Below are 13829 nucleotides of genomic sequence, written 5' to 3' on the forward strand. Positions count from 1 at the left end.
GAGTAAAAACTTGCAGAAGCGAATGACGAGGCGGCCCGACGGGAGGTGCCATGGCTACGTTGAAGGAAGTCGTGCAGGTTGTGCGCGAGGTGCGCGGCGACAAAGACGAGCAGGTGGGGCGCCGGCTTCGGGAAATAGAGCACATCGTGCGCAAGTACCACGTGCTTTCCGGGCTCACGCCGCAATCGGCCACGCAGCTGCTGGAAGAGCTGGGCCCTACGTTCGTGAAGTTGGGGCAGATCGCCTCGTCCCGCTCCGACGTCATTCCGCCGGAATACGCCCAGGCCTTCAAGAAGCTGCAGACCGACGTTGAGCCCATGCCGTTTCCCACCATGGAGCAGACGCTGAACGCGGCGCTGGGCCATCCGTGGCAAGAGACCTTCGACGTGCTGGTGGAAAAGCCGCTGGGGTCGGCTTCCATTGCTCAGGTTCACAAGGCCCGTATTGCCGAGCATCCCCGCGGTGTAGCGCGGAAGGCCGTTGGCGCATGCGATTCCGCTGCCTCGCCTGCGCCTGCCGCTGCTGCCGCTCCCGTCGCCGCAGCTTCTGCCGTCGCACCTGCCTCCGCGTCTGTTGCCTCTTCCGCCTCGCCTGCGCCCGCCCCTGCTGCTACTTCCTACCCTGCGCCCGCCGCTTCTTCCGCCGACGCTGCAACCGCTTCCGCCCCCATCCTTTCCCCCGAAGCTGCGCCGCCGGGCACATGGGTGGCCGTGAAGGTGCGCCGCCCCCAGGTGGCCGAGGATACGCTGCAGGACCTGGCGCTGCTGCGTCGCGTGGTGGCGCTCGTGGGGCTCACCCATACCGAGCAGGGCATGAAGCTGACGCTGAACGACCTGGTAGACGAGCTGGAGCGCACCACCCGCGAGGAGATCGACTTCTGCGTTGAGCTGCGCAACCTGGAGCGTTTCCACAGCTTGCTGTTCGACCAGCCGGGAGTGGAAAGCCCCGTTCCCTACCCGCAGCTTTCCACCGACGACGTGCTGGTCATGGAGTACGTGGAAGGGCCTCTTATCAGCGAAAAGGCTGCCATCCGCGCCCATGGGTGGGACCTGGCGAAGCTGGGCCACGCCATCGCCGAGAGCTACGTAACCCAGGTGGTGGATAACGGGTTTTTCCATGCCGACCCCCATGGCGGCAACATAGTGGTGCGAGACGGCAAGATCGTCTGGATCGACTTGGGCATGGTGGGCACGCTCACCGTGTCGCAGCGGGCGCTTATCACCAAGGCGATGAAGGCGGCGGTGGAGAACGACCCCTTCCTCATGATGGAGGCGCTGCTGGGGGCCACGCGCCAAGGGTCTGAGGTGGATTACGGCGCGCTGCTGGAGAAGCTGTCGCTGCTGTTGGCCCAGTACATGAGCGAGAACCTGAGCGACATCAACATTGGGCAGCTGCTCACGGACATCCTTGAGATTCTGCGCAAGCAGGACCTGTCGTTGCCGCCGGAGTACACGTTGCTCGCTCGCAGCATGCTGGCTATCGAGGGCGTGCTCAGCGACGTGGCGCCCAACGAGTCCATCGTGAAGATCATCCAGACGCACATTCAGCGCCGCGAGTTCACCTGGGCGTCTGTGGAGACGAAGGCGCGCGAGTTCGGCGCCGCAGTGCTTTCCTCCACCGAATCGGCCGCGCACCTGCCCACGCAGATGTCCCACACGCTGCAGATGCTCAACCGCGGGCAGCTGAAGGTGAACGCCGACGTGGAGGTGGAGGACCGCATCATCGCGGCTCTGTACTCCGTATGCGGAACGCTGGGGATGGCGCTGATTTCGGCCGGCCTGTTCATCGGCTCGTCCATGCTGTGCTGGACGAACATGGAGCCGAAGCTTTTGGGCGTGCCGCTGCTGGGGGCACTCGGCTACATCGGCGCGTTCGTGCTGGGCAGCTACGTGGTGTGGCGCAACATTAAGATCCGCCACAAGCAGAAGAACCTAGAGCTGTAACCCCGTGTGGGCGCCGGCTTGCAGCTGCCAGATGACTGCCGGCGTCCTTCGCTTCTTTCGAAATTCTTGGCATTTCTTGTGTTCGGCGGGGGTAGCTTGCGTGCGGGAAGAAGCCACGGCAAAATGGCTTCATGGACTTTAAACACACTCACAATCGCAGCAGGTCCACGTCTCGCGCCGCGTCCGGCTGCTCCGGACGGTCTGCGCGCGATTCTTTCGACGCCCCCTATGACTCCTACGGCGCCTACGATGCCGCCTTCGAGCCTTCTGGCTTCTACGATGCTGCCGATTATTCCGAACAGCGCGACCCCTTCCAACCGCGCGCTTCCGCCCGCAGCTCCCGTAGGGCCGAAGCCGCTTGCGACCCCTTCGAGCCGCAGACGGCGCCTCGCTCCCATGGCTCGTCGCGCAGCGGGTCCGGCAGCGGGTCGGGAACTACGGCGCGCCGGTTCTCTCGCGACCGCTATGAGACGAAGATGCAGGTTATGCGCAAGAAACGCCAACGCAAGCGCATCGCGATGGGTGCGGTGGCGGCGGTGCTGGCAGTGCTGGTGGTAGGGGCCGTGGGCTATGCGGGCAACCTGGTGGGGAAGCTGGGTGCCGGCATCGACGACAATCTTCGCGCTGCGCTCGTGCATACCGACATGGCCAAGGAGCCGTTCTACGTGCTGCTCATGGGCACCGACCGTTCCGCTGACCGTGCCGAAGGGGGCGACTACGGCGAGTCGTTCCGCAGCGACAGCATCATGCTTGCTCGCATCGACGCGCCCAACAAGAAGGTCACGCTGGTTTCCATTCATCGCGATTCCATGGTTGACATGGGAGAATACGGTCAGCAGAAGCTCAACGCCGCCCATGCGCTGGGCGGTCCTGCCCTCAGCGTGGAAACGGTGTCGAAGATGGCGGGCGTACCTATTTCGCATTATGCGGAGATTGACTTCGACGGGTTCCGCAGCGTGGTGGACGCGCTGGGCGGCATCGAAGTGGACGTGCCCATGGCCATCGATGACTGGGAAGCGGGCGGCTCGCTCGAACGCGGGCTGCAGACGCTCAACGGCGAGCAGGCGCTCATTCTGTGCCGCAGCCGTCACGCTTACGACGACTGGGGAGATGGCGATTCCTACCGTGCGGCCAACCAGCGCCTGGTGCTGTCGGCTATCGCGAAGAAACTGCTGTCCAGCGACGTGGGCACCATCGCGAGCACGGTGCAGTCCATGGCCGACTACGTGAGCACCGACCTGTCCGTGACCGACATCATCGGCCTGGCCCAGGCGCTGCACGGTCTGGATGCCGGCAGCGACATCTACACAGCTATGGAGCCTACCGAGTCGGCCTACATCGACGACATCTGGTACGAGATTACCGACCAGGAGGCGTGGCAGGAGATGATGCGGCGCGTGGATGCTGGCTTGCCGCCTACGGAAGAGGATGTGGTTGACGGCGTGTCGGGCACCATTCTGGCGTCGGCGGGCACAGGTGATTTGGACGGGCGCGATTCCAGCAAGAACGCCGACGGCAGCGATCGGCGCGATGGGGAAGTGGCCATTCGCAACGGCAACGGCATCGCGGGAGCCGGCGAAGTGGCGGCCGAGCGGGTGAAGGCGCTGGGCTATACCGTGAACACCGATAACGCCGATGCTTTCGACTACCCGCAGACGCTGGTGGTCTACGGCACGAGCTCTCAGGAGGAAGCGGCCGTGGAACTGGCCGAGGCGCTGGGCTTCGGGGCCGACGCCATCTTCAAGAACGACGGAACCTACGGTTTCACCGCCGACTTCCTGGTAGTGTTGGGCGCCGACTGGGCGTAAGAGACGATCGGCCGCGGTCGATTTGGCGGCCCGAATGCGTCGCGGTAACGGGTTAGAAGGCCACGGTCCAGTCGCCGAATATCAGGCCTTTCACCAGGCCCAACACTGCGATATGCGCGGGGTAGTACGCGTAGAAGAACCACTTCATCGAATGCCCGCGCTGGCCGTTGTAGGATAGCAGCAAGGGGATGTCGGCGCCGCTTCCCAGAAACGCGTACAGCGCGAAGGGCAGCGCGATGGTGGATGCGGCGGCGATGGCGTACATGAGGTTCGGCAGGCCGATTGCAGCCATGATCAGCAGAATGGGGAAGACGACGCGCTTGCGGCGGTCGGGGATGGCACGCATCATCACAACCATGATGGGCCCGATGACGCCCCAGTCGCAGAAATCGCTGGCGAACACGATGACGACGAACACCAGCCAGAACTTCGCGCTGCCCGGGCCCCAATCGTCATAGAGCCGGAGCGCGATCAGTCCCAGCAGCAGCGTGAACAGCACGTTGAGCTCTTGGGCGAGGAACAGGTAGAACGGCACTTCCGAAACCAGCGCGAACACGAGCAGCCGCGTGGCGTACCGGCGGAAATCCGAGGTGTGGTTGTATCCCTCTACCAGCAGAAACGCCATGATGGGGAAGGTGAGTCCCCCCACGGTGAAGAACACCCCCAGCACTTCTGCCGGCAGATGGAAGTAGAAGATGTAGGCAGCATGGTTCGCGGTCATGGCCACGATGGCCAGTACCTTCAGCGCGAAGGAATCCAGCCGCCCGCGGGGGTTGGAGGTGGTGAAAGCGGGCGTGGACGGCCTGTCGCTTTCGGTAGGAAGCAGCGGCTTTTCGAGATTCCATGCGGTGTTGCGATTCTTGCTTTGCATGGCGTCTATTGTAGTGGTCTTTGCACTGGCCGTCGCCGGCGGTTTTGAGTGCGGTTGCTCTACAATGGTGGGGAAGATCAAGGGCTTGCAGCGCGGCAGCGTGGCGCCCTGGGTGGGCGGTGGCGTTGGCGGATGATAGTGGCCAGGGCAACGGCAACGGAGAGGGGGCGAAGATGACGCACCACGAACAAAGGCAGAGAGATGCGGGCCGTGCGGAAGACACCGACTTCGCTGGTCGCCGTTGTTTGGCGGCGTTCCTGGTTCTGCTCGTGCTTTCGTCGGTCGCGTTCGCGGTCGAACCGGGGTCGGTGGGCGTTGTTGCCGATGCGGCCGATGGGCTGTCTGCTGAAGGTGGCGATCTGGCGCCCTTGGCCAGGGACGGCGTGCTGGCAGCCACCGGTTTGGTGGCCGTGGCGTTCGCGCTCCACGGATCGCTGCGAGCTTCGAGCCGTTTGCAAAGTGTATCGAGTGCAGAGAACCGGGGCGCGATGCGGCGCCCTGCCCGGCGCATGATGGTTGCGCTGATGACGCTTGCGGTGTTGGGCGTGGCAGCGGGATGGTTCACCATGGTCTTCGAAGTGGGCCTACCTGCAGGGGGTGCTGGCTTTTGCCTTCGTTGGGGTGACGGGGGCGCCACTGTGGCCGGCGTGCTGACGCTGCTGCTGTTGTGCCTGTTCACGGGCGTGTACGAGGAAGCTCTTTTCCGCCTGCTGCTCATAGGCGCCCTTATGCAGTCGGGGCCGCGAGTTGCGCGAAGGCCTTGGGTTGCGGCCGCGGTATCGGCCTTGCTGTTTGGCCTTATGCACGTGGCGCCGGCGCTACCGGGCGGCTCGTTTGGGTGTGCGGTTCCCCTTGAAGCGGCGCTGCCTGTCGCTCGATTCGTGCAAACCGCTGCATTCGGCTTCTTGATGGCCGAGCTGTTCATGGCAACGGGCAGTTTCTGGTTGGTGGCGATTGCCCACGGTCTGTTCGACCTGCTGCTGTTCGGACCGACGTTTCTGGCGGGCGGATTCGTGCCCACCTATGCAGCACCAACGCTTGGTATCGTGGCCGTGGTAGTTGCGAGCGCGCTGGTGCTGATAGTGCTGTGCGCCGTCGTTCTGCCGATGCTAAAGGGAGCAAACTATCAGCAGCAATGCCAGCGCGATTAGATTGAGCCCCAGGAAGAGCTTCCAGAACCGGCTAACGCTGAGTTCTTGCCGACGCTTGACTCCCAGGCTGCGGCGCAGAGTGAGGAACTGCTGCAACACGATGAGACTGGCCAGCGACCCCACCGGCGTGCCCGCTCCGCCAATGTTCACACCCACGAGCAGCACTTGCCATCCGTCGGTGAAATGAGAGAGCAGCACGGCGGCAGGAACGTTGCTGATGACCTGGGACAAAAGCGCCGACGCCATCAGCCCGCTCTGTGCCATAAGCCCCTCGATGCCCTGAACCACGGCGGGGATGCGAGCCATGTTCCCTGCGAACACGAAGAAGCAGAGAAATGTTAGGAGCAGGGGATAGTCAACTTGTCGCAGGGCCGTGCGGTCCATCGCGAGCAGGAACGCCAGAACGACGGCCGTCATAAGCGCCGTCGGAACCAATCGGAAAACGCCAGCGATAACCAGCAGGAACAGCGCACTATAGATGCCGAGCCGAACGGACGAAAACGCTACGGGGGCGATCGAGAGGGTGCGGGGAGAGCCCTCGGCGTGCGCCGCGTCATCGAGATCGCTGTTGGCGGCACCAGCTTTCTCCCTGCGGCATAGCAGACCGGTCGCCATGGCGATGAACAGACACGACACTGCGAAAGGAAGCGCCATGGCCGAGAGGAACTCCCCCAAGCGCAGATCGTAGTAAGAGTAGAGGTAAAGGTTCTGGGGGTTGCCGAAGGGGATGATCATGCCGCAGAGATTCGCTGCGAGCCCCTGCAGCACAAAGACCGCAGGTACGAGCCGCGCCCACTGAGAGCGAAGCAGCACTGCGGCGGCCAGGGGCAGCATCATGAGCAACGCCACGTCGTTGGTGGCCACCATGGAAAGCAACGCAGTGACGCCCACAAGTGCCCCGGCCGTGAGCAGGCGATTCCCCGAGAATTGCTGAACGGCGAGTCTGGCGACGGTCTCGAAGACTCCCATCCGCCGTAATGCTCCGATGATGGCAAGCATGGAAAACAGGCAGGCGATGGTGTGCCAATCAGCGTAGGAGAGGTAGGCGCCGTCGGGTGGGACGAAGGCTGCGGAAGCAAGCGCAGCTAAAGCCGCCGCAACAAGAACGACATGGCTGGTCAGAAAGGATGTGATGCGGTTGGTCGTAAGATGCTCCTCGGTTGCTGCTCGCGCTGGGGGGCTGCTGTTGTCGTTGGGTTGCGGGGCGGATGGCCGGGGCTTTCGCTGCTTGCTTGCCCGGCCCCGTTGTTGTTGCGCCGTTCGACCTGCGCTTGTGGTAGCTGGCAGGGAGATTCTACCCGAAGCACGGCAGCGGGGAAGGGACGCCTGGGCTGTTGCCGAGCGATTTCGGAGTCGCGCAAAATTTCCTCTTGTGGACCGAAGGGAAATAGGTTACCATAATAAATCGCTTCTTCGGGAGCAACGGATTGCGGGCGTGGCGGAATTGGCAGACGCGTACGGTTCAGGTCCGTATGGGGGCAACCCCATGGAGGTTCAAGTCCTCTCGCCCGCACCACTTGCCACATTGCCCTCTCAGGAGGGCTTTTTTATTGGTTTGGCGCTGGGACGAGGAGCCTTCCATGAGAATCAACCGCGACCAGATGCAGGTTATGAAAGCGGCGCCGAACTCCGCGTACGAAGTGATCATGCCAGAGTTTCTTTTCCATTCGAACAAGCTTGAGGGCTCGACGTTTTCGGAGGAAGAGCTTTCGAAGCTAGTCGAAGAAGGTCTGGTCGAAGGCTCCCATGAGATAGACGATGTGTTCGAGACCAAGAACTCCGTCGATGTATTCAACTACGTGGTCGATACGCTGGGATGTCCCATCGACGACGAGTTCCTGTGCGCGCTGAACGAGATGCTGTTTCGGGAGACGTCCGATGCGAAAGCGGGATTTACCGGGCATTACAAGGAGATTCCCAATCGCATCCACGGATCGTCGGTGCAGGTGGCTCTGCCGTCGGACTTACCGCGTGCAATGCCGGAGCTTTTCGCGCAGTGGAACGATTCGGCCCGCGATTTCGACGCTATCGTCGATTTCCATGTGCGTTTCGAGCACATTCATCCGTTCCAGAACGGCAACGGACGCATTGGGCGTTTCCTCATGATGAAGCAGTGTTTGGAAAACGATGTGGACATTATCGTGGTCGACGAGGCTTTGGAGGCGCCGTACAAAAGCTGGCTTGAGATTGCGCAGACCAGCGGCGAATCTCGCTTCCTGAAAGAGATCATGGCCGATTGCCAGCGGCGTTTCGACCGGAAGATGGAGCTGAAAGGCGTCGACAAGCTCATCCCCGACGAGCAAACCGCCGCACGGCTAAACGGGCGGTAGGGGGACAGGGCCGCTCGCCTAGTGCGCCGCTATCGTGGGGCTTGAGGTTTTTTCCTTCAGCTTATCTTAAGAAAACCGGTCTGCTATACAATCGCTGCGAGAGAAAAGGTCGCGTACTTTCCCGGCTTCGGCGTCTGTCCCGGTTTCGGTTTCTGCCCAGGATAGCGAATCGAGGGCGCAACGGTTGCGCCTGGGGTCGGTGTGCGCGTGCAGAGGAAAGCGGACGTGATGCTCAGTCGTTTCAGCGTGAAGTACCCTTACATTGTTGTGGTCGCGGTTATCGTGAGCCTGATTCTGGGCGGCGTGTCCCTTTCGCAGATGAAGTCAGACCTGCTTCCTGAAATGGACATTCCCTACTTGGCGGTCATCGCCACCGACCCCGGTGCGTCGGCTGAGAAGGTGCAGTCCGAGCTGACCGAGCCGCTGGAGGGCGCGCTGTCCACCGTGAACGGCGTGGCGAACGTGACTAGCCAAAGCGCCAACAACTACGCGGTGGTCTTCCTGGAATTCGAAGACGGCACCAACATGGACTCGGCCATGGTGAAGGTGTCGTCGGCCATCAACGAGGTGCAGGCCAGCTTGCCGGAAACCGCCGGCGCGCCCAACATCGTGGAGATCTCCATGGACATGATGGCCACCTCCTACGTGGCGGCTATCTGCGATGGGAAGAACATTTACGAGCTGTCCGATATGGCCGAGAACGACCTGGTCCCGCGCCTGGAGCGCATCGACGGCGTGGCGGATGTGTCGGTGACGGGGCTGGTGCAGCAGACGGTGGAGGTGCGCCTGTCCGACTCCAAGATCGAGGACGTGAACAACCGCATTCTGGCCAGCGTGAACAGCGAGCTGGAAGACGCCAAGCGCGAGATCGACGAAGGCGAGGAGAAGCTTGCCGAAGCCGAAGCCGAGATCAAGGCCCAGCAGGAAGAGCTGGAGGGGGCGCAGCAGGAGACCACCGACCAGCTGGGGCAGGCGGTGTCGGGGCTGACGCTGGCGGTGTCGTCGAGTACCAGCAAGGTGACGGCGCTGGGGGCGCAGCTGCAGGCGCTGCAGACCCAAGGCGAGGCGCTGGGTACTGCCCTGGAAGCTGCTGGTCAGCGGGCTGCCGAAGCCCAGGCCAAGCTTGAGGCGGCTACCACCATGGAAGAGGCGGCCGAGGCTCAGGCCGAGCTGGCAGCCGTCGCCGAGGAGGCGCAGACGATTCAAGACCAGCTGGCCGAGGTGCAGAAGCAGGCCGAGGAGCTGGCGCCGCAGCTGCAGCAGGCCTCGGACGAGCTGACCACTTACCAAGGCCAGCTTGCCGAAGCCGAGGCGGGGACCATTTCGGCGGCGTCGGGCTTCGGCAGCGGACAGGCGCAGCTGGCCAGCGCTCTGACCACCATCGAGGCCAACAAGGAATCGCTCACCCAGGCTCGCGATCAGTACGAAGACGCGCGCGAGCAGGCCATCGAGCAGGCGAACGTGGATGCCCTGGTAGACAAGAACACGCTCGCGCAGCTCATCAAGGCGCAGGATTTCTCGATGCCGGCCGGGTACCTGGGCAACAGCGACGAGGATAACCAGTGGCTGCTCCACGTGGGCGACAACATCACGTCGGTGGAGCAGCTGGAAGGGCTTCTGCTGCTTTCCATGGACGAGGTGGGGGACATCCGCCTGTCCGACGTGGCCGACATCACCGTAGTGGACAACGCCGGCGCGTCGTTCATGAAGCTCAACGGGCAAGAAGGCGTGATGCTTGCGGTGTTCAAATCGTCGACGGCGTCCACCAACGAGGTGTCGTCTGCGGTGAATCGGGCGCTTCCCGGCATCATGGACGAGTTCCCGGGCCTGCGGCTGGAAGTAGTGAGCGACCAGGGCTCCTACATCGACCTGTTCATTTCGTCGCTGCTGCAGTCGCTGCTTTTGGGCGCGCTGCTGGCCGTGGTGGTGCTGGCGTTGTTCCTGCGAGACTGGAAGCCCACGGTGCTGGTGGCGGTGTCTATTCCGTTCTCGGTGCTGCTGGCGCTGCTGGTCATGTACTTCGCGGGCATTTCTTTGAACGTCATGTCGCTGGGCGGCCTGTCTTTGGGCATCGGCATGCTGGTGGACAACTCCGTGGTAGTGCTGGAGAACATCTACCGCCTGCGGGGCCGCGGCATCTCCCCGGCTCGTGCGGCGGTTCAGGGCGCCAAGCAGATATCCGGCGCCGTGATCGCGTCCACGCTCACCACGTTGTGCGTGTTCGTGCCCATCGCCTTCACCACGGGCATGGTCAACCAGATGCTCATGCCCTTCGCCATGACGCTCACCTATGTGCTGACGGCGTCGCTGGTGGTGGCGCTCACGCTGGTGCCGGCGCTGTCGCGGTTCGTGTTCCGCTCCCACAAGGAACGCAAGGAGGGGCTGTTCGGCAAGGTGAAGGACGCCTACGGCCGCTCGCTGCAGTTCTGTCTGCGCCATAAGGTGCTGCCCGTGCTGGTGGCCGTGGGGCTGGTGGTGGTTTCCGTGGCCGGCGTGCTGAACATGGGCATCTCCATGATCCCCACCATGAGCAGCAAAACGGTGGAAGCAAGCATGACGCTGCCCGAGGACACGCCGAAGGAAGAGGCGTTCGCCCTGGCCGACCAGGTGATGGGCATCGCGCAGTCTATCGAGGGCGTGGAGTCTGTGTCGGGAATCGACGGCACGGCCACGCTGTCCATGGTGTCGTCGGCGGCTTCCGACACCGGCGAGGAAGTGTTCGACATGTTCGCCTTCTACATTAGCGTGGACGATTCGGTGACCACGGACGCGCAGGTGATGGCCATCATGGACCAGCTGGTGGAGCAGACGAGCGACCTTCCCTGCGAGATAGCCACCATGGCTTCGTCGAACTCGTCCATGGAGTCGCTGGCGGGCGGCGGTTTGAGCCTGACCATCACCGGCGACGACCGCGACGAGCTGCTGCGCCTGAGCGAGCAGGTGATGGAAGCCGTGGGCCGTGTGGAGGGCTACACCGAAATCGGCAACGGCATGGAAGATGCGGAAGCGGAATTGAGCCTGGTCATCGACGAGGACGCGCTTACCCGCGAAGGCTGGACCGTGGCGCAGCTGTACCAGAACCTGGCCGATGCGCTGTCCCACGAGGCTGCTTCGGCCACTATCTGGATGGACGGTGCCCAGGCCGGCGTGACCATCGTGGATGAGACCCAGGTGCTCACCCGCGAGAACATCCTGGACTACCAGGTGTCCATCACCGACGGTCAGGGCGAGGCCCACGAGGTGGCGCTGGGCGAGTTCGCCACGCTGGAAGAGGGCGTGGCCGCCAGCACCATCGTGCGCGAGAACTCCCGCAACACCATCACGGTGACGGCGGAGGTAGAGGACGGCTACAACAACGCGCTGCTGTCCCGCGAGCTGGAAAAGCAGCTGGACGCCCTGGACATTCCCGACGGCTATCTGCTCAGCTTCGGCGGCGAGCTGGAGAACATCAACACCATGATGGAGCAGATGATGCTGTTGCTGGTGGCCGGCTTCGCGCTCATCTACCTGGTGATGGTGGCGCAGTTCCAGAGCCTGCTGTCGCCGTTCATCGTGATCCTCACCATTCCGCTTGCCTTCACCGGCGGTTTCCTGGCGCTGTGGGCGGCCGGCGAGCAGCTGACCATGATGTCGCTCATGGGATTCGCGGTGCTCATGGGCACCGTGGTGAACAACGGCATCGTGCTGGTGGATTACGTGAACCAGCTGCGGCGCGGCGGCCTTGAGAAGCGCGATGCCCTGGAAGCGGCCGGGCGCACCCGCATGCGGCCCATCCTCATGACGGCGCTCACCACCATCTTGGCCATGGTGCCGCTAGCGTTCGGCCAGGACATCGGCGCGTCCATGCAGCGGGGCATGGCGCTGGTGGTCATGGGCGGTCTGGTTTACGCCACGTTCATGACGCTCTACATCGTGCCCATCTTCTACGACCTGCTGTACCGCCGCACGCCCACCGAGGTCGACTTGGGCGACGAGTCCATCGACGACGACCCCGGCGACGCCCAAGCCTACCTAGAGCAACTGCGAGAACGCCAAGCAGCGGTCGCTAGCGCGTAAGAGCCGCAAAGGCGAGCGGGCTGCGGGCGCGAGCGGGCCATGGCGTCCGGCCATCCTGGGTCGGCCTGAGCTGGTGCTGGCGGTGGTGCTGGCTGTTTCAGTCCAGGTCGGCGTCGGCTATTTTGATGCCGCGAATGAGTGCGTCGATGTCAGCGGCGCAGTGGGCGTCCAGCTTCGTGTACAGGTTGCGTACGTGGGTGCGGGTGGTGGCGATGGAAATGCCCAGGTCTCCGGTGATCTGCTCGACGCGCCGCCCGCGAGCAAGCAGCTCCAGCACTTCGGTCTCGCGGGCCGTCAGCAGATGTTGTTCGCGCAGTAGCTCGCACTTCTTATGCACTACCTGGTCGAAATGGTAGCGGGGCGTGCTCTCGCGCCGCAGCCCCCATATCTTCGAGATGGTCTTTGCATTTCCCACCCAAAAAGCTCCAGCAGTAAGAGCCAGGAAAGCTGCCGTGGAGGCGAACGAGAAAGCTGACGACAACGAAGTGAGCACGCCCGACAGAAGGAAGCCGGCTGTCGAGCCTGCAACCATGCCCAGGTTCTTCCAGAATAGCCCCCATGCGCACACCTCGGTGCCGACAAGGTCGGTGTTCTTGATAACCACAATGCAACCGAGGGCGAACAGCATGTTGTAGTAGGCCAGCGCGCATTCCGTAAGCGACAGCGGTATCGCGGAAATCTCCCGCATAACGGGCAGCAGCAGAAAACCGGTGATAGCCAGCGGGTAGGCGACAGCTCGGATTTTCGGCCACACATCGTCGGTGCTCCGCTTCCGCAGGTAAGAGATGGCGAAGGCCACCACGGCTAGGAGCAGCCCTGCGAGGATAGGCAGCTCAGCGCTGGCTCCGTGGGAGAAGCCGGCTGTGAGCGCATGGGTCATGCCGAGCACGATGCCGAACAGCATCAGGTGCGCGATGAGGGGAGCCGGTCCCTTCTGGTCGGAGACAGTGGGAGCGCCGCGCGGCGTCGATTCCAACGGGTCGTGCAGGCGCTCGCTTCGGCGCAGGAGCAAAACGGCCGAGGCGAAGAAGACTGCTTGCACCGATCCGTATACAAAGGGGGAGGCAAGGCTCAACCCGCAGGAGAACACGAGTCCGGAGAACACGGCGTAGGAGCCGAAGCAGAGCAAAAGCGCCAGGTAGACGTGGCGGATGGGATAGCGGCTGAGGCGAACGAGCCACAAAGTGGCGGCGGGGGCGACGGTGGCCGACGCGAGCAGGTGCAACCCGACGGCAGCGTAAGGGGAGCGCAGTCCGACGATGCTGTACCAGAACGCAACGGTAATCAGCAGCTGGGCTCCCAGGAACCAAGGTAGCGCTCGGCGGAGTTTCGCGGCGTCGCGCGGGGTTCGGAAGAGCAGGTAGGCGAGGGCGGCTCCCAGGCAGAGGCCGGCGGTGCGTGCAAGGCAGCTCGCTTGCCCGGAGTAGGGGATGGCGGACGAGAGCAGGTGAAGGTACAGGCGCCCGGCTTCGTGGAAGGCGCCCCACCAGGTGAGGTACAGGCCCGCCGCGAGTGAAAGGGCGGCAAGACCGTGCGCCCCCTCGCATGCTTTCGCGAGAGCCTTGGGCCAAGGCGCTGTCTGCGTTGCGGCCTGCGATGAGCTGTCCTGATTTTTCCCCATAGCGCGATGGTAGCACGAAGGGATTGCGGGTCTCTCGTCAAATATTAGG

General features: G+C 63.2%; 8 protein-coding genes and 1 tRNA gene. 6 read left to right on the forward strand and 3 right to left on the reverse strand.

Features of this window, described 5'->3' with window-relative positions; genetic code table 11:
• The first annotated feature begins 50 nt into the window (after nucleotides 1-50).
• Nucleotides 51-1943: an ABC1 kinase family protein gene (locus NFR41_RS00080; RefSeq protein WP_251230190.1), complete on the forward strand. Its 1893-nt coding sequence runs from the start codon at nucleotides 51-53 to the stop codon at nucleotides 1941-1943.
• Nucleotides 1944-2074: 131 nt separating this feature from the next.
• Nucleotides 2075-3751: an LCP family protein gene (locus tag NFR41_RS00085; RefSeq protein ID WP_251230192.1), complete on the forward strand. Its 1677-nt coding sequence runs from the start codon at nucleotides 2075-2077 to the stop codon at nucleotides 3749-3751.
• Nucleotides 3752-3803: 52 nt separating this feature from the next.
• On the opposite strand, the gene NFR41_RS00090 is transcribed toward NFR41_RS00085, so the two are convergent.
• Nucleotides 3804-4622, reverse strand: a complete 819-nt coding sequence (locus NFR41_RS00090; protein ID WP_251230193.1) for a TraX family protein — start codon at nucleotides 4620-4622, stop codon at nucleotides 3804-3806.
• Between the two features lie 173 nt (nucleotides 4623-4795).
• On the opposite strand from NFR41_RS00090, the gene NFR41_RS00095 reads away from it, so the two are divergent.
• Nucleotides 4796-5773 carry a CPBP family intramembrane glutamic endopeptidase gene (locus NFR41_RS00095; RefSeq protein WP_251230194.1) on the forward strand — a complete coding sequence of 326 codons (978 nt, stop codon included), beginning with the start codon at nucleotides 4796-4798 and terminating at the stop codon, nucleotides 5771-5773.
• Here the strand turns inward: NFR41_RS00095 and NFR41_RS00100 are convergent.
• Nucleotides 5732-6907, reverse strand: a complete 1176-nt coding sequence (locus tag NFR41_RS00100) for an SLC13 family permease (protein WP_432762677.1) — start codon at nucleotides 6905-6907, stop codon at nucleotides 5732-5734. The two genes, NFR41_RS00095 and NFR41_RS00100, sit on opposite strands and share 42 nt — an antisense overlap.
• A gap of 295 nt (nucleotides 6908-7202) precedes the next feature.
• Between NFR41_RS00100 and NFR41_RS00105 the strand changes: the two genes are divergently transcribed.
• The 3 genes from NFR41_RS00105 (at nucleotide 7203) to NFR41_RS00115 (ending at nucleotide 12159) form a co-directional block, all read left to right on the forward strand.
• A tRNA-Leu gene (locus NFR41_RS00105) sits at nucleotides 7203-7289 on the forward strand.
• Between the two features lie 64 nt (nucleotides 7290-7353).
• Nucleotides 7354-8103 (forward strand): Fic family protein, encoded by a 750-nt coding sequence (locus NFR41_RS00110; RefSeq protein ID WP_251230195.1) that lies wholly within the window; start codon nucleotides 7354-7356, stop codon nucleotides 8101-8103.
• Between the two features lie 228 nt (nucleotides 8104-8331).
• Nucleotides 8332-12159, forward strand: a complete 3828-nt coding sequence (locus NFR41_RS00115; protein WP_251230376.1) for an efflux RND transporter permease subunit — start codon at nucleotides 8332-8334, stop codon at nucleotides 12157-12159.
• A gap of 97 nt (nucleotides 12160-12256) precedes the next feature.
• Here NFR41_RS00115 and NFR41_RS00120 read toward each other — a convergent pair whose 3' ends face one another.
• Entirely contained in the window at nucleotides 12257-13780 is a 1524-nt protein-coding gene (locus tag NFR41_RS00120) for a response regulator transcription factor (protein ID WP_251230196.1), read from the reverse strand.
• Nucleotides 13781-13829 lie beyond the last annotated feature (49 nt).

The organism is Adlercreutzia aquisgranensis (assembly GCF_943193145.1).
Classification (GTDB): domain Bacteria; phylum Actinomycetota; class Coriobacteriia; order Coriobacteriales; family Eggerthellaceae; genus Xiamenia; species Xiamenia aquisgranensis.

Bases quoted from the DNA above. Each gene is read 5' to 3' on its own strand.
- NFR41_RS00080 (WP_251230190.1), top strand. From the start codon at position 51: ATGGCTACGTTGAAGGAAGTCGTGCAGGTTGTGCGCGAGGTGCGCGGC.
- NFR41_RS00085 (WP_251230192.1), top strand. From the start codon at position 2,075: ATGGACTTTAAACACACTCACAATCGCAGCAGGTCCACGTCTCGCGCC.
- NFR41_RS00090 (WP_251230193.1), bottom strand. From the start codon at position 4,622: ATGCAAAGCAAGAATCGCAACACCGCATGGAATCTCGAAAAGCCGCTG.
- NFR41_RS00095 (WP_251230194.1), top strand. From the start codon at position 4,796: ATGACGCACCACGAACAAAGGCAGAGAGATGCGGGCCGTGCGGAAGAC.
- NFR41_RS00110 (WP_251230195.1), top strand. From the start codon at position 7,354: ATGAGAATCAACCGCGACCAGATGCAGGTTATGAAAGCGGCGCCGAAC.
- NFR41_RS00115 (WP_251230376.1), top strand. From the start codon at position 8,332: ATGCTCAGTCGTTTCAGCGTGAAGTACCCTTACATTGTTGTGGTCGCG.
- NFR41_RS00120 (WP_251230196.1), bottom strand. From the start codon at position 13,780: ATGGGGAAAAATCAGGACAGCTCATCGCAGGCCGCAACGCAGACAGCG.